Below are 19,590 nucleotides of genomic sequence, written 5' to 3' on the forward strand. Positions count from 1 at the left end.
GAGCATGTTCGCTATTTTAAAAAAAGAAATAAACACATTCTTTGCTTCACCCATAGGCTATTTGGTGATTGCTATTTTTCTATTGTTAAACGGTCTGTTTTTATGGTTGTTTAAAGGAGAATTTAACATTCTTGATTATGGATTTGCAGACCTTTCTTCATTTTTCCTATTGGCGCCGTGGATATTAATTTTCCTTATTCCAGCCGTGACCATGCGTAGTTTTTCTGAAGAAAAAAAGCAAGGTACATTAGAGCTTTTACTTACCAAGCCCATTTCACTTACGAATATTGTTTTCGGCAAGTTTTTAGGAGCCTTTGTTTTAATTTTAATGGCACTTTTACCAACATTGCTCTACGTTTACACCGTTTACCAATTAGGCAATCCCATAGGCAATTTGGATGTAGGCAGTACTATGGGCTCTTACTTTGGCCTTTTGTTTTTAATTGCATCCTATACTGCTATTGGTATTTTTAGCTCTACACTTTCAAACAACCAAATTGTAGCATTTATAACCTCTGTCTTTTTTTGTTTCTTCTTTTATATAGGTATCGAAGGCATAGCCGATTTTGCCTCCAGTGCATTTATTGAACAATTAGGTATGAGTTCCCATTATAAAAGTATGAGCCGTGGTGTTTTAGACACACGGGACATCCTATACTTTGTATCCATCTCCTTGTTCTTTTTAGCGCTTACCATTAAAGGGATTGACACAGCCTCTTTAAAAAGAAAAGACGTACTACGATCCATAGGATTATTGTTAGGCCTGCTCGTATTAAATAGTATTTCAAGTTCATTTTACAAACGCTTTGACTTAACAACCGATAAACGCTATACCCTAAATGATGCCGCCATTAATATTATAAAAACCGTGGAATCGCCATTGGTTATAGATGTATTCCTAAAGGGAGATGACTTTCCTTCAGAATTTAGGCGCTTGCAAAGAGAAACACAACAACTGCTTGAAGAATTTGCTGCCCAAAACAAACATATCGTTTTCAATTTTATCAATCCGTTGGAAGACGAAGCCAACCGGGAACGCAATATACAACAGCTAAGTCAGCGTGGCTTAACCCCCATGCAACTAACCGTACAAGAAAGTGGCAAATCCTCACAGGCCGTCATCTTTCCATGGGCCTTAGCAAGTTACAACAACGTAACGGTTACCATTCCTCTGATTAAAAATAAAATTGGCGCCACACAACAAGAGTTGGTAACAAATTCGGTACAACACTTAGAATATGCCTTTGCCGATGGCCTTAACAAACTAACCAAACCCAAACATAAAAAAATAGCCATTCTAAAAGGCAATGGAGAATTAAAAGATCTATACATAGCAAACTTTCTTAAAAAACTGGGAGAATACTATTTAATAGCCCCATTTACGCTCGACAGTGTTGCCAATAGTCCACAAAAAACACTTGAGGATATAAATACTTTCGATTTAATAATCGCAGCCAAACCCACCAAAGCATTTACCGAAGAGGAAAAAATGGTTTTAGACCAGTATACCATGCATGGTGGTAAAAGTTTATGGCTGGTAGATGCGGTAGCAATGGAAAAAGACAGCTTGTATAACGATGCCGGTAAAAATTTTGCAGTTTCAAGAGACTTGAACCTTACCGATTTCTTTTTTAAATACGGAGCACGTATCAACCCAGTCCTGGTTAGTTCACTCTATTCGGCTCCTATAACCTTAGCTATGGGAGAAGGCAACAACACCCAGTTTATGAGACTCCAATGGCCTTATTCCCCCTTAGCATCATCAAGCAACAACCACCCCATCGTTAACAACCTAAACCTCGTTAAGTTTGATTTTGCAAACCAAATAGACACGCTTAAAAATTCGATTAAAAAAACCATTCTCCTTGAAAGTGCCCCCCTTACAAAACTAGAAGGCGTACCAAGAGAAATAAGCCTCGATTTAGTAAAACAAGATCCCGAACCTTCACTTTTTAACAAAGGAAACCAATCGCTTGCCGTATTATTAGAGGGGCAATTTTCATCCGTATACCAAAACCGAATAAAGCCAATTGACCTTCCCAAAATAAAAGACAAAAGTCCGCATACCAAAATGATTGTTGTAGCTGATGGCGATGTAATAAAAAATGATGTAGACCAAAATACCCCACTTGATTTGGGCTTCGATCGCTCCAGTAACAAACCTGTTGGAAACAAAGAATTTTTATTAAATGCGGTCAATTACTTGTTGGACGACGACGGACTTATAAACATTCGATCCAAAGAAATTGCCGTTGCATTCTTAGATCATCAAAAAATAATAGCTCAAAAAACAAGATGGCAACTCACAAACATTGCATTACCACTGGGTTTACTAGCGTTGTTTGGCTTAGCATTTAATTATAGAAGAAAGAAAAAATATGCTGCCTAAATGTTAATAAGTTTGTTTCCAATATTAGTATCTATCCAATATATTTGTAGGTAGTATTTTTCAAAATTAAAACGCATTAACTTATATATACCTAGCTTAATAAAACATCTTGTTGATAAGAAATAGTTATAAGCGAGTTACTTGTGAGACATAAAAACAATAAAATTATCACATGAAATTTATAGTATCGAGTACCTATTTATTAAAACAATTACAAGTTTTAGGTGGTGTTATTAACAGCTCGAACACCTTACCTATTTTAGATAATTTCCTATTCGAACTAGACCATTCCAAATTAACTGTTTCTGCCAGTGATTTGGAAACAACAATGGCTTCGACACTGGATGTAGAAAGTGACAGTACTGGTAGTGTAGCAATCCCTGCCCGTCTGCTATTAGACACTTTAAAAACATTTCCAGAACAACCTTTAACCTTTGTTGTTGAAGATAACAATACTATCGAAATTAGTTCCAATCACGGTAAATATGCCCTAGCTTATGCTAGCGGTGAAGAGTTCCCTAAAGCTGTTGTTCTTGAAGACCCAAGTAAAACTGTTGTTACTGGCGACATTTTAGCCTCTGCTATAAGCAAAACTATTTTCGCTGCCGGAAATGACGATTTACGCCCCGTTATGAGCGGTGTGTTCTTTCAGTTTTCTACCGAAGGCTTAACATTTGTTGCCACCGATGCTCATAAACTTGTAAAATATTCACGAGCCGATGTAACAGCCAGTCAAGTAGCAGAGTTTATTATGCCTAAAAAACCTTTAAATCTGCTAAAAGGCATTCTGGCCGCCAGTGAAGAAGATGTAACTATCGAGTACAACGAATCAAACGCTAAATTCACTTTCGAGAACTCGGAGTTGATCTGTAGACTGATTGATGGGAAATACCCTAATTACGAAGCTGTTATTCCTAAAGAAAACCCTAACAAATTGGTTATTGACAGAACGCAGTTTTTAAACTCCGTGCGACGTGTTAGTATATTCTCCAATAAAACCACACACCAGATACGTTTAAAAATTGCTGGTGCAGAACTTAACATTTCTGCCGAGGATATAGATTATAGCAACAAAGCAGAAGAACGTCTAACTTGCGACTATCAAGGTGACGATATGCAAATAGGCTTCAACTCACGCTTTCTAACAGAAATGCTCAACAACCTAAACTCTGATGACGTACAACTGGAAATGAGCTTACCAAACAGAGCTGGAATCTTAACCCCTATTGATGGCCTTGATGAAGGCGAGCAAATTACCATGCTTGTTATGCCTGTTATGTTAAACAGTTAAGATATTTAATTCTTTAAAACCCATACAGGAGGCTGTCTGAAAAATAAGTTATCTTTCATTCAGCCTCTTTTATTTTATACTATATTCTTTATTACCCCAAAAAGTTGAACAGTAAGAAATCATATTCCCAAAACAAACACTACTTAACCCCTATACTAACAGCAACCATTTGCCTGTTTATTGGTTTTCAGTCAAGCGCACAAAAATCAATTCAACCAACTCAAAAAGATTCCATTATAACCATTAACACCGATTTTAACAACGATTCCTTTATCGACAAAATCCAACTTACCGTTAATACCAAAGAAGTAAAGGCAATCTATTTAGAAAATAATGGCGATAATTCATTTAACACCCCCATTCTACTAGGAAAAGTTCCTGTTTATGGATGCATTGGCTACCAGCTCTGTAAAACTACAGACCAACCTTATAATACGCTAATTTTAGGCACCAACAATACCAAATACCACAACTTAAACGAAGTCAATATCAATCTTGCTTCAAAGCTTACCCTAAAATTAACAAAAAACTGAACTGCTATAGATTTAAAATTGAGAAGTTCTAATACGCCATGACATTTCCCGTTAGAACGTCAAGGACTAGCTTTAATATTAATTGTTAAAGCTTCCAAGCCCTAACTTCTAACCCAAAACTTGAAACCATTAACATTCAACGTTTATTCTTCAATTAGCTCCCCATCAACCATTAACCAACAACCAAATAACATAAATAAAAAAACGCCCACCAGTTGGCGAGCGTTTTACTTTTCTCTTTATGTAAACTAACTAATAAAATTAAGAGAAAAAGGATATGTTGGTATCTCCCCATTATTAGCTTTAACCGCATTAATTATAGGAAATACAATAGAAACTATACCTAATACAATAAAACCAATCAAGCCTAAACCACATAAAAGTGTTAGAGGCACACAAATAAGACAATATACGATAAGACTTAATTGGAAATTAACAATGCGCTTACCCTGTATATCCATTTGATATATTTTATCTTTATTGGTAAGCCACAAAATTAGAGGTAACAATAAACTTCCAAACCCCAGGACTAAGGTAACCAGCTGACTTAAATGCGTAACAACAATAAGTTGTCTATCTTCTTTCATTGTGTAAGATTGTTTTTTGATTGACATCTGTTTGACGTCATCAAATCGCAAATGTTACAACAATTGTAAAAAAAGTTAAGGCGTCTTATCCAATAAGGCTTGAAACCTAGGTTCGTTTTTTAAAACATCAAATTTAATATCCTGTTTCAACCCCCAAAAGAAAAGCCCCTGTCCCCCAACCTCATAATCTTTTTCCAACCAGGTCAAGGCATTTTCAACATCCCCTAGCCCCATATAAATAGTAGCAATCATATAAGGTGGCACATATACCAACTCACTTTTATTGAGTTGATATTCCAATATTCTTCTAGCCTTTTCATGGTTACCCACCATACCATAACAATACCCTAGCATCCAATTGGTATTAGATGCTACACTACGTGCCGTATAAAGATCTATAGCCTCTTGAAATTTCCCTAAACCAGAAAGATTAGAAGCCTTCATCCAGACTAGCATATTGTCTTTGGGAAACACCTTTAGCGCCTCGTCCATCTTATCTATAGCCTTTTGGAATTCCCTTAAATAATAATAAGTTTGCCCCATATCCCCAATATATTTAGGAGAAAGCGGATCAAGTTTCAGTACCTTGTTAAAGTTTTCCTCCATTAGCTCCAAATTACCCTCAAAGGTGTAAATCCAAGCAAGCTTATTATAAGCCCCAACATAACTGGGATTAATCTCAATAGCCTTTTTTAAATAAAGAATAGCCGTTTCTTTATCATACTTATAATAACTAATCGCTCCCAAAGCCCCAAAAGTTCCACCATCATTTGCATTAATCGCCAAAGCCTTTAAAGCGGGCTTAGATGCCAATTCCAACATCTTCTTTGGCGATTCCCGCCCCCAAAAAATATATTCCAGATACGTTTCAGCTACGCCCACATAAGCCCTACAGAAATTAGGATCCAATTCTATCGCCCTTTTAAATAAATCCTCAGCTTTCTTTAGCTCTTCCACCTTACCACCTCCCCGATGCAAAAACATTTGCGCCTCCTTAAAAACCGTATAAGCTTCGGGGTTATTTGTAGGCTCATTGCTTAAACGCGATTCCTCCGTATCACTCAAGGTTATTTGCAAAGCATTGGCGATATCCCTGGAAACATCACTCTGTATTTTAAATATTTGCACCAAATTATTATCGTAGTTATCAGCCCAAAGATTCTTGTCATTAGAAGCATCAACCAGATTGGCATTAATACGTACCTGATTATTATTAACCCGAACACTACCCTCCAAAATATAATTAACATCCAATTCTTTGGCTATTTGCCGAATTGATTTTTCGGTGTTCTTATAGTGCATTGCCGAAGCCCTGGAAATAACCTGCAAGTGTTGAATTTTAGAAAGGTGCGTAATGATGTCTTCCGTAATACCATCGGTAAACACATCAGAGTCATCATCATAATTCATATTGTCAAAAGGCAAAACAGCTATAGACAAATCTTTCAATGTGTCATTATTCCCATCACCATTTCTGTTTATAAGTAATGTAACTATAAACCCAAGGAGAATTAGCAATACAATAGCAGCCTTTCGTTTAAAATTTTTAAAGGACTTCCCTATGCGTTCTTTGGTTTTCCCATTAATCTCAGACAATTCAGGCACTACTATCCCCTCATTAGCAATAGCAAACACAGGCATGGTCTGATTCACATTTTTAAACTCAAAAACATCCAGATACTTAGTTTCAATATCATTTTGGTTCCTTAAATCATCATTTACTTTATCGGATATTAAAATACTGCCAGCAACAGCCAACGACTCAATTCGAGATGCAATATTAACAGCATCCCCAATAATATCCGTTTCAGTTCTTATTATATCCCCAAGATGCACACCTATCCTAACCGGGATTGAAGGTTCCTCCTGAAAAGCACGTTGCATTTCAATAGCACAGACAATAGCATCTATGGAGCTTTTAAAAATACTAAGCGTACCATCTCCATAATACTGTATAAGTTCGCCCCTACATTTGCCCGTGGCAGTATTAAATATATCCCGATGCTTTTTACGTATAGACAACGCTTGCAATTCGTCTTTTTGCATTAAGGCTGTATACCCCTCAATATCTGTAAACATAATTGCAACAAGCTGTCGGTTTCGTGCCATTTTAAGTTAGGATAAAATGAAATTCACACTAATTTAAAACAATTAAATTAAAAATGTTAAACATTTTGATATTAGTTAACTACCAGTCAACTATATAATAATTCTTTATATTTATACAGGAAACAACTTTTCGGTTAAATCAAACCCATGGCCAACAGTAACAAAAATAGCATTTCACAATTCCTTAGCACCATTCCTTTTTTCTCTGAAATTTCCAATGCGTCCTTAGAGCACTTATGCGACGTTTTACATACCGAAACCTTTTTAAAGAACGAAACGGTTTTTAGAAAAGATGACGTAGGACACGCCATGTATGTTATCCTAAACGGTGAAGTGAAAGTACATGAAAACCAATATATTTATGGGCATTTAAAAACTGGCGATTGTTTTGGGGAATACGCTTTAATAGACAACCAAACCCGATCTGCTTCCATTACCGCGACCCAAAAAACAGACGTTTTAAAAATTGACAGACATAGCTTTCTCGATCTAATGAAAACCGATAGCGGTTTTGCCCAAGGCATTTTAGCTGTAATGATAAAACGCCATAGAGAACTAGATAACATTCAGGAGCATTTGGCCTCTTCCAACAAAGCAATTGAAATTGCCAATAGTAAAATGAGCGGCCTAATTAACGGTGCTATGGATGCCATTATTATGTTTGACAGTAATTTTAAAATTTTGCTTACCAATACCTCTGCCAATACATTGTTGGAAAACCAAGACCCCTTGCAACGCAACGTCTTGTTCTTTTTTGACGATAATAGTGCCGAATTGATAGAATCACTGGTAAAGACCAATTTAAACAACAACACAAAATCCTTTAACAAATACCTACCAGACGTTGTTAAGGTTATTGGTTCCAATACAACCGAAACCCTAAACGAAGGCACCATTAGCAAATACAGTACAGACGAAGGTGCTTTTTACACACTCATCCTAAGAAATATTGAAGAGCGATTAATTGCAGAGGACACAATAAACTTACTAACCAAGCAAACCGAATATTTAGAAGAAGAAATCCAAGAACTTACAAGCAACTACGGCATCATTACCGAAGACATGAGCATGAAGCAGGTACTAAACCAAATCCACCAAGTTGCAAAGACCGACGCTACCGTATTAATATATGGCGAAACTGGTACCGGAAAAGAACTTGTGGCCAGGGCCATTCATAAAGAAAGCAATCGCAATGACAAACCTTTAATTCGGATTAACTGCGGAGCTATTCCTGCCAATCTAATTGAAAGCGAACTTTTTGGTCACGAAAAGGGCGCCTTTACAGGAGCCACTACAAGCAGAAAAGGCCGTTTTTTACTCGCAGATAAAGGCACTATCTTTTTAGATGAAATAGGCGAATTACCCATTGCGTTGCAGCCCAAACTTCTGCGTATCATTCAAGAAGGAGAATTCGATCCTGTTGGTAGTTCACAAACCATTAAAGTAGATGTTCGCATTATTGCTGCTACCCACCGAAACCTTCTTGAATTTTCTAAAGCAGGAAAATTTAGGGAAGACCTGTATTACCGTTTAAATGTTTTCCCTATTGAAGTCCCTCCGCTTCGCAAACGCGGTAACGACATTTATATAATAGCCACAGAAATGCTCTCCCAGTTTTCTAAAAAATTAAACAAACCTATTGTTAACCTATCAGAAGCCGATAAAACATTATTAACAACATACACTTGGCCAGGTAACGTACGTGAACTCCAAAACTTAATAGAACGCGCCGTTATTATATCCCAAAATGGCTCTTCCAATTGGCAAGCCATTGTTCCTACAAACAATAACCTTCCAAAAGAAACCACAAAAATCCCTGAAAAGATCCTAACAGCCAAAGAATTAAGCGTTCTAGAAAAAGAAAACATATTAAAAGCACTCAAACTTACCAAATGGAAGATATCTGGCAAACACGGTGCAGCAGCTTTGTTACAAATCCCCCCAACCACACTCGCTTCCAAAATAAAAGCATTGGGAATTGAACGCCCTATTTAATCAAAAAGAACCATTCAAGGCACTGCCTCGGGAATAGTTCGTTATAAGAAATGCTTTATTACCAAAATACATACTAAGAACTAACGAGATATCGTCATTAATGCAACGATATTTCGTTATATTATGAATATTCGTTATTATAAACAAACAACAATTCACTCGTAACTGACTGATTAATAGTGGAATAAATAGTTTGGCACGCCAAATGCATTTCATATACCAAACAAAATCAAAACCATTTAATAATTTAAATTTTAGAAAACATGATCACATCAACAAATGTAAAAAACGGCGTAAACGTAGACCAATTAGTAGAAACTATTGAAGCCGTACAACAAAACCCAGAACTGGCAAAATTTGAATTCCGCTCCAAAAACAATTGGATAGATGGCGGTCATTGTGTATCCAGCATTAAAAGTTTTTATGGTGTTGGACAAGAAGACACAACACGTCAAGAAACCTTTACAATGGAGTGCGACCACCCTAACGTATTATTAGGTAACGACAAAGCACCAACACCTCCCGAAGTTGTATTACACGCCTTAGGCTCCTGTTTAACAGCAGCAATGACATACCATGCAGCAGCTCACGGTATCGATATAGAAGGTGCTGAGTCTACACTGGAAGGCGGTATAGACCTACAAGGCTTCTTAGGACTAGATCCAGAAATCCGAAAAGGCTTTGACGGTATCAAATTTAAACTAAAAGTAAAATCGGATGCCACCATAGAACAATTAAAAAATTTAGCCAAGTTTTCACCTGTATTCGACATGATTACCAACCCAACACCAGTTTCCATTGAAATTGTTAAGTAACCCAACCCTAAAGGGGATGCCTAAAGAACCTTTTTTAGACATCCCCTTCTTATCTATCCTCTTATAGCCTCCTAGTATCAAAGAAAATGAAAACGCCAACATACAACATTCTTAATGCCAACCAAGCTGTAGCGCACATAGCCTACAAAACCAACGAGGTATTCCCTATATACCCCATCACCCCTGCATCCGAAATGGCTGAGTTGGTTGAACAATGGGCAGCCAAAAACAAAACCAATAGCTTCGGACATACCCCAACAGTATTTCAAATGCAAAGCGAGGCAGGTGTAGCAGGTGCCATGCACGGAGCTTTACAAACTGGCGCCCTATCCAGCACTTTTACAGCTTCACAAGGCCTTTTATTAATGTTGTCAAATATGTTTAAAATTGCGGGCGGACTTACCCCAAACGTTATTCACGTCGCTACACGTAGCATTGCCACACATGCACTTTCCGTTTTTGGCGATCATAGCGATGTTATGGCTGTACGTCAATCCGGCTACGCCATACTGGCTAGTGCATCCGTTCAGGAAGCACAAGATTTAGCATTAATAGCACAAACAACCAGCTTACAGTCAAAAATACCATTCGTACATTTCTTTGATGGCTTTAGAACCTCCCACGAGTTAACCAAAATTAAAACCATTAGCGATGCTACAATTGCCTTTATGTTAGACCATAAAGCAATTAAGCTTCACCAAAATAGAGCTTTAACCCCAGAAGCTCCCGTACTAAAAGGGAGTTCACAAGGCCCCGATGTATTTTTTCAAAGCAGAGAAGCCTCTAATTCATTTTACAATAGCTGTCCAGATAACCTTCAAAAAAATATGGACACCTTTGCTACCTTAACCGGAAGACCATACCACATCTTTGAATATATTGGATCCCCAAATGCCGAACATATTATCATTTCCATGGGATCATCCACAGAAACCATTGAAACAACCATAAAACATCTTAATAAAACAGGAGAAAAACTAGGACTAATCAAAGTTCGGTTATTCAGACCCTTTAGCACAAAACACCTGCTTAACGCCCTGCCAAAAACCTGTAAAAGCATTGCCGTACTGGACAGAACCAAGGAACCAGGCGCCACTGGCGAACCCCTGTACTTAGATGTATTACAAGCCATCTCTAACGCTTTTCAAAATAAAAAGCTAAAACAATACCCAAAAATTGTTGGAGGTCGTTACGGTTTATCATCCAAAGCTTTCACCCCAGCCATGGTCTATGCCATTTTTAAAAACCTAAAACAAGAACAACCAAAAAACAACTTTACAATTGGCATCCAAGACGATGTTACCAATTTAAGCCTAGACTACCCTGAAAACTTTACCCTACCCCAAAACCATTACCAAGCCATCTTTATTCAAAACAAAAACAAATCCGCAACCCAACAATTTGAAACAGCACTAAAACTAATAGGAAAAAACAAATTTGTTCAAGGCTATACAGAATGCAACTATAAAAAATCCAATACCGAGCAAATAACCCACCTTCGAATTAGCAATACCCCTATAAAAGCACCCTACCTAATCGATCAAGCAGATTTCATTGCCTGCGAAAACAAACACCTAGCCCTAAAGGACAACACCCTTAAAGTTTTAAAAAACAAAAGCACCCTTTTAATAAACACAAACCTTAACCCCAAAACATTCTGGGAAACCATTCCCCAACACAAACAACAACACCTTTTAGAAAAGGACATTACAATTTACATCGTAGATTTTGAAAAACTAGCAACAAGTTTCCCTATCAATGATACAAATATTGCCAGATTGTTCGCCTGCTTTTTTGCCATAAATAAAAATTTCGTTCACACCCCAGAACTCAATGAACTACATAGACACATCATTCCTGTTAACTCGTTACACAGCAATGAAACAACCACCAAAGAAATTGCTAACGACCCCGAATTCTCAAATACACTACTTGGAAAGCTGCTAAACGATAATGGCAATACCATTCCCGTAAGTATGTTGCCCCCAGATGGAACATACCCTACCAATACATCAAAATACAACCCCATTCGGCAAGAAAATTATATGCCAGATTGGAATCCAGATGCCTGCATACAATGTGGAGCCTGTAGCTTGGCCTGTCCGCAAGGTAGCCTAAGAATAAAAGTTTTCGACAATACCCATCTGGATAACGCCCCGGCAGATTTTAAGACTGCACAAACTTTAGAATCCAACTGGAAATCCGATCTTACCAATTACAGCATCCATATTAACCCCCAACAATGCAATAGCTGTAACCATTGCGTAGACGCTTGCCCTGTAAAAGCATTAAAGCTTGTAAAAAAAGAATCGGTTGCCACAACAGCACAAGAACACTGGAATCACTTTAAGCACATTCCCGAACTAGACAGAACCATAATTGACAACACAAAATTGAGTCAGCAACAATTACAAGAACCCTTATTTAAATACGCAACAGGCGTTGTGGGATGCGGCGAAGCACCCTACCTAAAATTAATGTCACAACTCTTTGGAGACCGTTTACTAATTGCCAATGCAACAGGAGCCAGCTCCATTTTTGGAGGCGCCTTACCAACCACCTCATGGGCAAAAAATAAAGACGGTCGCGGGCCAGCCTGGTCCAATTCCCTCTTTGAAGACAATGCCGAATTTGGTTTAGGCTACCGACTAACCTTAGACCAAAAAGAAAAACAAGCAAGACAGCTTTTGGAATCACTTATTCCTTATCTGGACTTCGAACTCGTTTATAAAATCCTAAACGCTAAACAGAATACAGAACAGGAAATTACCGAGCAACGCTCAAGGATTACACTTTTAAAACAGGCATTAAAAGCCATACCATCATCAGAATCAGAACAATTACAAAATATAGCAGACACCCTGGTCAAAAAAAGCGTTTGGATTGTTGGCGGTGACGGCTGGGCCTACGATATTGGCTTTGGAGGCTTAGACCATGTACTCGCTTCCCAAAAAAATGTAAACATCCTGGTTTTAGACAATGAAGTTTACGACAATACCGGTGGACAAGCATCGAAAGCAACCCCCTATGGCGCCCAAGCTGCTTTTGCATACGACGGTAAACAAAAACAGAAAAAAGACCTCGGCCTACTGGCAATGCAATACAAAAACGTATATGTGGCATCCGTAGCCATTGGTGCCGACAAAGAACAAACCTTAAAAGCGTTTAATGAAGCCGAGAGCCATGAAGGCCCTTCCATTATCATAGCGTATTGCCATAGCACATCCCACGGTATCGACATGAAATCCCCTAGCCAATACCATCAGGCTGCAGTAAGATCAGGACAATGGCTACTATACAGGAACGATCCCAGAAAACAAAAAGCGTTGCAACTCGATTCGAAAAGACCAGATATGAAAATTGAAAACTATCTGAAAATGGAACAACGATTTTTTAAACTTTTAAACAATAAACAAAACATATTCCCTAACTTGATAACAGAATGCCAAAACACTATCAACAAAAAGTATAGTACCTACTTAAAGTTAGCCTCCCTGCCTCGATTTACCAGTGCAAAACTACTTCAAAACGAACGCATTTTAAAACAATTAACCATTACAAAGTAAAACAGATACTAACCTAAATATAAAACGGTGAAAACACAAGACTTTAATTTCGACACAGACACCATTGCCCACTCCTATGACACAGTTCTCGTTCCCATTCTTTTTAAAAACTGGGCAGAACAACTAATAAAAGATCTGGAACCGTGGCACAACCAAACTGTTATAGACTTAGCAACAGGTACCGGCGTAATAACCAACACGCTACAGCAACAATATAAACACCTAAATATATATGCCGTAGACATTAACAGTAAAATGCTAAACATTGCCAAAAAACACTGTGCCAATGCAAAAGCAAAAATAACCTTTATAGAATCTAACGTTGAGACCATGGACATTCCCGATAATTCAGCCGATATTGTGATTTGTCAGCAAGGGTTCCAATTTTTTCCCAACAAACTCATAGCAGCAAAGAAGATTAAAAATGTTTTAAAACCAGGTGGAAAAGTGGTCATAAGCACATGGAAACCCGTAGAAGAATGTCAGTTCTTTGGAGCCATATGCCAAAGCCTTGAAGCAATGAACGAACATGATATTTCCAACGCAATGCGCCTTCCTTTCGATTTCATGCCTGCCAATGCTTTAAAACAGCCATTTACCGAAGCAGGCTTTAATATGGTTAACCTTACCGAGCAGCAAATGGATCTCTTGGTTCCCAATGGCATACCACAAGCCATAGAACTTGCCAATGCTACCCCTATCGGACCGCAATTAAAGACCTTTTCAACCGAAAAAAGCACTATCTTTAAAAACAACCTTATAAAACAACTCAAAACCATCAGCAAGCACGACAAGCACTTAGGGCACATGACCTCATTAATACTCACAGCACATAAACCCATGTGATGATGCCCCCATAACAATATCAGCAATACCAATAATAATATAATTTCATGTCAATAACTTTAAGAATCAAACTACTTTTTTTGTAACTTTAGATTATCGATTTATCACATAGAACTACTTTTCCACCTCCTATCTACTATTTTCTGGGTACAATCTGCTAGGTTTTGACTCCCCCTTATTTCCCATTGCTTTACTACTGCTTGATTATAAATAATGACAAAAAAACGAGCATACCCATTCCATAAATTAACGAGTGTTTTATTAACCTGTTTTGGAGGCATTTTTGTACTTGCCGCACTTGTTACACTATTATTTTTTGATGCCCTACCAAAAGATCTCATGACAAACGCCAGCGATATTCCCGATGTATATTATATGAACTATGACGTTTCGGCATTGGACAATTCCGAAACCAACACCTCCATAAAGTATGGCTATGAGCTATTCATCAACACCCCTAAATATATTGGCCCGGAAAATGGCAACCAAAACATGGCCTATGCAGGAAACAAGTTGGCATGTAAAAACTGCCACCTCCACAACGGCACAAAGCCATATTCTGCACCACTAATAGGCATTATTCAACGCTTCCCCCAGTTTCGGGGTCGGGAAAATAAAATAGGCACTATCCAAGAACGTATTAACGGTTGCATGGAACGCAGCATGAACGGTCATATATTACCTGTTGACGGCAAGGAAATAAAAGCCCTAGTAGCTTATTTGGAATGGTTAAGTCGTTATGCCCCTAAAGATGGTAATATTGAAGGCAAAGGCTTTTTAAAAATCGATGTTCCCAACCGGGCAGTAAATCCCGAAAAAGGAAAACAAATATTCCAAACACACTGCATCGTTTGCCACGGAAAAGACGGTCAAGGCGTTATGGCTTCCAATGGCTTTTCCTATGAGTATCCTCCCCTTTGGGGCTCCAACTCATTTAACAATGGTGCCGGAATGACCCGGGTAATCACAGCCGCTCAATTCATTAAAGGCAACATGCCCTTTGGCACAACCTACAGCGCACCCGTTTTAACAGATGAAGAAGCCTACGACGTAGCCGGTTATATAAACATGCAACAACGCCCCGAAAAGTTAAATCTGGAAAAAGACTTCCCCGACATCAAAAAGAAACCCGTTTCGACACCCTACCCACCATATGCCGACCCCTTCTCCGTTGAGCAACACAAAAAAGGTCCCTTTCAACCCATTATAAAGTTTTACAAAGATTCATTTAACATTACTAAAACCAAATAATTATGACAACAACGAACACAAATTCAAGACGGCAGTTTCTAGGAGCCTTAGCACTTGGTGCCACTGCCAGCACAATCTCAGTACTTACAAACCCCATGTACGCAGACATACCTACTACAGATTCCAACAAAATGGCAGAAGCCGAAAACTGGTTTAAAAAGATTAAAGGCAAGCACCGTATTGTTTACGATGGATCCACACCACACAGTGGCTTTCCCGTTATATGGAACTGGGCCTTTTACTTATCGAACAACGGGACAGGAACATCAGACGAGCAAATGACAGCCGTTACAGTACTACGACACAAAGCCATACCCATTGCTTTTAACGACCAGCTTTGGGAAAAATACCCGCTGGGAGAAGTATTTAATATGAACCAGGCTTCGGGCGAACCCTATAAGCGCAATCCCTATTACGAACCCCAGGAAGGCGATTTCCCTTTACCACAAATTGAAGGCGTTAAACGTATGCAAGAGCGCGGTGCCTTGTTCTGCGTTTGCGATCTGGCCACCAAAGTATACAGTAATGCCGTTGCCACAAAAATGAATCTGGATCCCAAAGCCGTTTACGAAGAATGGGTTAACGGCGTACTACCCGGTATACAATTAGTACCATCCGGCGTATGGGCACTCGGAAGAGCACAAGAACACGGCTGCGGTTATATTTTCGCTGGCGAATAATTGAACTTTAAATCGAAAAAAATGAAAACATTTTTAAATCTAATACTGTCCTGCTTTATGGCACTGGCAGTTTACGCACAAGAAAAACCGGTAAAGATCGTATTCGATGTTACCAGCAGCGACAATGCTGTACATAAATCGACTATAAGGCATGTAAAAGCCATGTCCAATGCCTACCCCGACTCAAAATTCGAAGTCGTTATGTATAGCGGTGCCATGGAGATGGTACTTAAGGACAAATCGGTAGTAGCCGAAGACCTGGCCATGCTCGCCAAAAAAGACAACATCGATTTTGTGATCTGCGAGGGCACCATGAAACGCCATAAAACAGATGCTTCACAACTTATTGAAGGCGTTAGGAGCGTGCCCGATGGCATTCTGGAAATTGTTAACAAACAAAAAGAAGGCTGGGGCTATATAAAAGAAGGCAAATAACCCGCTTAACTTCACAACACTTCAAAACAAAAAACCGCAAGATGCGGTTTTTTGTTGTTTTTAGACTACTCTCAAAGTAACGCCATGATGATATAGATCCTTTTCAACAATTTGGTGTTTATTATTTTTTATGAAAATTATTTACATACCGTAAGTATTGTTTTATATTTGGTTGTGTTTATGCAAACAAACGAAGAAGTAAATGCAATATGCGTTTATTAGGAGTTGTACACTATTTATCCAACCAAAGACCATTTAAGTATAATATGGAGTTGACCATCAACAAAGAAGAGTTCAAATACGCACTATCAGAATTTGGGAAAGGAGAAATATTCGAAGAATTTGCTCATTCCTTTTTAAGCCAAGTCATAGGTGATGAATTTATTCCTGTTGGTGGAACCAAAGACAGAGGAATCGACGGAAGTTTAAGATTATATTCAAGGGCTACTTACCCAACTTTCATTTATCAAATTTCAACTGAATTAGGATACGAACAAAAAATACAAGGCTCGATTGAAAAACTAAACAAAAATGGAGTTAAAACTGACCGTTTAATTTACGTTACAGGCAGAAAGATTAACCAAAAAAACAAAATTGAGGACAACTTTTTTGCCAAAAATAATATTACTCTAACAATATTTGATGTAGAATGGTTTGCTAGTAATGTCACGAATGACGAAAGATTAATTCTTTTATATAACTCTTACATAGAGAGTAACATTCACCAATTTAGAAAACCCCAAAAAGAATATATAGTCGGAAATTACATAAAAGACCCAAGACTTTATGTCTTTATGCGTCAGCAATTCAACACAAAAAACAATGATGAAGAAATAGAAAAAAAACTTGCTGATAGTTTAATACTCTATGCGTTAGAAGGAACTGCATCTGAAGCAAAAACATTTAAAAATTTAGAACAAATAAAACAAGATGTAGCCCAATATGTAAAGTTTAATCCAAAATCTGTTTATACTACAATAGAAAAACAATTAGATGTACTTTCTTCTAAACCAAACCAGCAAATAAATTATCATTCAAAAGAAGATGCTTATTGTCTACCATATCAGACACGACTTATACTTAACGAACGAGATATTGAAGAAACCCACATACATAGCTCTTTTAAAGAGCAAACTCTAGAGCAACTAAAGAAATATTTAAAAGATGTTAATGTTAAGGCAACTAATGTTCTTTCATTAATCGAATCCACAGTCCATAAAATATACCATAAGCAAGGAATCGAATTTTCTTCATTCATCATTGATGGTCAAAGCAGAGAGATTTTGGAAGTTGCTTTACCTGAAATAGTTGGACAAGTAGTTGATGAGAGTCATATAAAAATGAAGAATAAAGAGAGCGTAAAAAAAGCCCTTCTTATGACAATTCGTAACATAGCATATAATGGCACTACTGAACAAAACGAATATTTAAAGAGGCTTTCATATACCTATAATATGATGTTTATGCTACGTTGGGATCCACATTTAGCTAGTGCTTTCCAAAAACTCGCTTCTCAATTAAAAATTTATGTCGGTACTTCAATTTTAATTCCTGCAATATCAGAAATAGATTTAGAACCTTCAAAAAGACGTTACTGGAGTCTACTTGAAGGTGCTCACATAGCCGGAGTTCAATTAACAATAAATGAAACTATTTTAAACGAATTGGTTAATCATTTTGGTATGATTAGACATAAGTATAAAACACAATATAAAAATGTTGAAGAATTCTACCTAGAAAGTGAAATCAATACAATGTATGTGGATGAGATATTAATAAGAGCATATTTCTATTCAAAAAGTAGAGGAAATGTTCAAAAGTTTAATGACTTCATAGACAATTTTGCTCATCCAAATTTATACAATGCTCATCGGGATTTAAAAGAGTTTTTACACGATGAATTCCACATCGAATATGAAAATACATCAGAAATTGAAAAGAAAATTGATGATAAAGATTTGAGTTTATTGACTGAAAAATTAACTGAAATGAAAAACTCAAAGGAGCGTGCTGCTACAGATGCAAGCTTAATGCTTATGGTATATAAGCAAAGAGAAATTAATAAAGAAGAAGATAGAAAAAGTGTTTTTGGTTATAAAACTTGGTGGCTTTCAAAAGATATTTATACCTATAAAGCCATTCAAGATGTATTTAATACACGTTACACTGTAAATTGCTATATGCGTTCCGATTTTCTTTTTAATTACATCGCAATGGCACCAAAGAAAAAAGAAATAGACAATATGTTTAAAGAAGTTTTTCCTAGTTTATTAGGTATTAATTTAACGTGAATAATGTTTAAGCAGCCCATAAAGATAGTTGGTTTGTTTCAACAGGCGTAATATTTAGCGATGGTTTCTTGGGGAAGAAGCAGTAAGCTGTTAGGCCAGCGATTAAGTTCACCAAAAAGCCTTTTACCGATCGATGCCTTGTGTGCTCTATCTTGCATATATTTTTGAGCTCATCGTTAACGGATTCGACCAAAGCCCTTTTTCGCAGTAGTATAGCATCGATATCCGATAGGTTTTGCTGCTTCATATTCTTTCTCACTTTTGTAATGAGCTGGATGCCATCCTGAAAGAGCAGTTCCGCCAGAGCCTTTGAGATATAGCCCTTATCACCAAAGAGTTTGCCGAAGACCTCCTTGGTCATAGCTGTCATTAGCTCAATGTTTCTGTCATCAACGTTTCCCTTAGTGAGATAGAAAGATAACAGTTCTCCTTTATCGTTAATGATCAAATGCAGCTTAAACCCAAAGAACCAGCCCATCGTGGACTTTCCCTTTGCGGCAATGCCCTTGAATACACGATGTTGCTTCTCACGCTTGGCATGGCATACGCGCAATAAGGTGGAGTCGATATAGTTTATGCCTCTGGACTTGCCCAGGCCGCGATATTTCAGGTACAGCATCAAGGGCAACAAAATGCGGTCTTGCCTAGCATTGAACCGTTCATAGCTTATCAAACAAGGAAACAGGTCTGTGAGGTGCCTGCAAACATATTGGTTGTAAAAATGTTTGAAGTGGCTATTTCGGCGTGACCATGCCACGTATTTCGGTCAAACAGTGCCACTTTGAGAGATCCTGCAATGATA

13 protein-coding genes and 1 pseudogene are annotated in these 19,590 nt (G+C 37.7%); 11 read left to right on the plus strand and 3 right to left on the minus strand.

The window, feature by feature from the left end:
- Positions 1-4: 4 nt before the first annotated feature.
- The 3 genes from gldG to ABD792_RS00395 all read left to right on the plus strand — a co-directional run bounded on the left by gldG (position 5) and on the right by ABD792_RS00395 (position 4,213).
- On the plus strand, positions 5-2,389 hold the full coding sequence (gldG, locus tag ABD792_RS00385) for a gliding motility-associated ABC transporter substrate-binding protein GldG (protein ID WP_345003708.1): 2,385 nt from the start codon (positions 5-7) through the stop codon (positions 2,387-2,389).
- A gap of 172 nt (positions 2,390-2,561) precedes the next feature.
- Positions 2,562-3,680 carry a DNA polymerase III subunit beta gene (gene dnaN, locus ABD792_RS00390; protein ID WP_345003709.1) on the plus strand — a complete coding sequence of 373 codons (1,119 nt, stop codon included), beginning with the start codon at positions 2,562-2,564 and terminating at the stop codon, positions 3,678-3,680.
- Positions 3,681-3,784: 104 nt separating this feature from the next.
- Positions 3,785-4,213, plus strand: coding sequence for a hypothetical protein (locus tag ABD792_RS00395; RefSeq protein WP_345003711.1), 429 nt, complete (start codon positions 3,785-3,787; stop codon positions 4,211-4,213).
- Between the two features lie 248 nt (positions 4,214-4,461).
- On the opposite strand, the gene ABD792_RS00400 is transcribed toward ABD792_RS00395, so the two are convergent.
- Positions 4,462-4,800: a DUF4870 domain-containing protein gene (locus tag ABD792_RS00400; protein ID WP_345003712.1), complete on the minus strand. Its 339-nt coding sequence runs from the start codon at positions 4,798-4,800 to the stop codon at positions 4,462-4,464.
- A 75-nt stretch (positions 4,801-4,875) separates the two neighbouring features.
- Positions 4,876-6,909 carry an adenylate/guanylate cyclase domain-containing protein gene (locus ABD792_RS00405; protein ID WP_345003713.1) on the minus strand — a complete coding sequence of 678 codons (2,034 nt, stop codon included), beginning with the start codon at positions 6,907-6,909 and terminating at the stop codon, positions 4,876-4,878.
- Positions 6,910-7,056: 147 nt separating this feature from the next.
- Between ABD792_RS00405 and ABD792_RS00410 the strand changes: the two genes are divergently transcribed.
- The 8 genes from ABD792_RS00410 to ABD792_RS00445 all read left to right on the plus strand — a co-directional run bounded on the left by ABD792_RS00410 (position 7,057) and on the right by ABD792_RS00445 (position 18,788).
- Complete coding sequence (locus ABD792_RS00410) at positions 7,057-8,904, plus strand: sigma 54-interacting transcriptional regulator (RefSeq protein ID WP_345003714.1); 1,848 nt, start codon at positions 7,057-7,059, stop codon at positions 8,902-8,904.
- Between the two features lie 263 nt (positions 8,905-9,167).
- A complete protein-coding gene (locus ABD792_RS00415) occupies positions 9,168-9,719 on the plus strand; it encodes an OsmC family protein (RefSeq protein ID WP_345003715.1) in 552 nt (183 codons plus the stop codon).
- Positions 9,720-9,805: 86 nt separating this feature from the next.
- Positions 9,806-13,285, plus strand: a complete 3,480-nt coding sequence (locus tag ABD792_RS00420) for a 4Fe-4S binding protein (RefSeq protein ID WP_345003716.1) — start codon at positions 9,806-9,808, stop codon at positions 13,283-13,285.
- A gap of 27 nt (positions 13,286-13,312) precedes the next feature.
- Entirely contained in the window at positions 13,313-14,131 is an 819-nt protein-coding gene (locus ABD792_RS00425) for a class I SAM-dependent methyltransferase (protein ID WP_345003717.1), read from the plus strand.
- 213 nt (positions 14,132-14,344) lie between these two features.
- Positions 14,345-15,382 carry a c-type cytochrome gene (locus ABD792_RS00430; protein ID WP_345003718.1) on the plus strand — a complete coding sequence of 346 codons (1,038 nt, stop codon included), beginning with the start codon at positions 14,345-14,347 and terminating at the stop codon, positions 15,380-15,382.
- Between the two features lie 2 nt (positions 15,383-15,384).
- Positions 15,385-16,062 (plus strand): twin-arginine translocation signal domain-containing protein, encoded by a 678-nt coding sequence (locus ABD792_RS00435; RefSeq protein WP_345003719.1) that lies wholly within the window; start codon positions 15,385-15,387, stop codon positions 16,060-16,062.
- Positions 16,063-16,083: 21 nt separating this feature from the next.
- Positions 16,084-16,497, plus strand: a complete 414-nt coding sequence (locus ABD792_RS00440) for a DsrE family protein (protein WP_345003720.1) — start codon at positions 16,084-16,086, stop codon at positions 16,495-16,497.
- Between the two features lie 209 nt (positions 16,498-16,706).
- The gene (locus tag ABD792_RS00445) at positions 16,707-18,788 is read left to right on the plus strand and encodes a hypothetical protein (protein WP_345003721.1); all 2,082 of its coding nucleotides are present in this window, start codon (positions 16,707-16,709) and stop codon (positions 18,786-18,788) included.
- A gap of 7 nt (positions 18,789-18,795) precedes the next feature.
- Here the strand turns inward: ABD792_RS00445 and ABD792_RS00450 are convergent.
- A pseudogene (locus ABD792_RS00450) lies at positions 18,796-19,524 on the minus strand (IS982 family transposase); the annotation flags it as partial.
- Positions 19,525-19,590: the final 66 nt, after the last annotated feature.

Source organism: Snuella lapsa (assembly GCF_039539345.1).
Lineage (GTDB): Bacteria > Bacteroidota > Bacteroidia > Flavobacteriales > Flavobacteriaceae > Snuella > Snuella lapsa.

Coding starts and splice junctions, on each gene's coding strand:
- gldG (WP_345003708.1), top strand. CDS start 5: ATGTTCGCTATTTTAAAAAAAGAAATAAACACATTCTTTGCTTCACCC.
- dnaN (WP_345003709.1), top strand. CDS start 2,562: ATGAAATTTATAGTATCGAGTACCTATTTATTAAAACAATTACAAGTT.
- ABD792_RS00400 (WP_345003712.1), bottom strand. CDS start 4,800: ATGAAAGAAGATAGACAACTTATTGTTGTTACGCATTTAAGTCAGCTG.
- ABD792_RS00405 (WP_345003713.1), bottom strand. CDS start 6,909: ATGGCACGAAACCGACAGCTTGTTGCAATTATGTTTACAGATATTGAG.
- ABD792_RS00410 (WP_345003714.1), top strand. CDS start 7,057: ATGGCCAACAGTAACAAAAATAGCATTTCACAATTCCTTAGCACCATT.
- ABD792_RS00415 (WP_345003715.1), top strand. CDS start 9,168: ATGATCACATCAACAAATGTAAAAAACGGCGTAAACGTAGACCAATTA.
- ABD792_RS00420 (WP_345003716.1), top strand. CDS start 9,806: ATGAAAACGCCAACATACAACATTCTTAATGCCAACCAAGCTGTAGCG.
- ABD792_RS00430 (WP_345003718.1), top strand. CDS start 14,345: ATGACAAAAAAACGAGCATACCCATTCCATAAATTAACGAGTGTTTTA.
- ABD792_RS00435 (WP_345003719.1), top strand. CDS start 15,385: ATGACAACAACGAACACAAATTCAAGACGGCAGTTTCTAGGAGCCTTA.
- ABD792_RS00440 (WP_345003720.1), top strand. CDS start 16,084: ATGAAAACATTTTTAAATCTAATACTGTCCTGCTTTATGGCACTGGCA.
- ABD792_RS00445 (WP_345003721.1), top strand. CDS start 16,707: ATGCGTTTATTAGGAGTTGTACACTATTTATCCAACCAAAGACCATTT.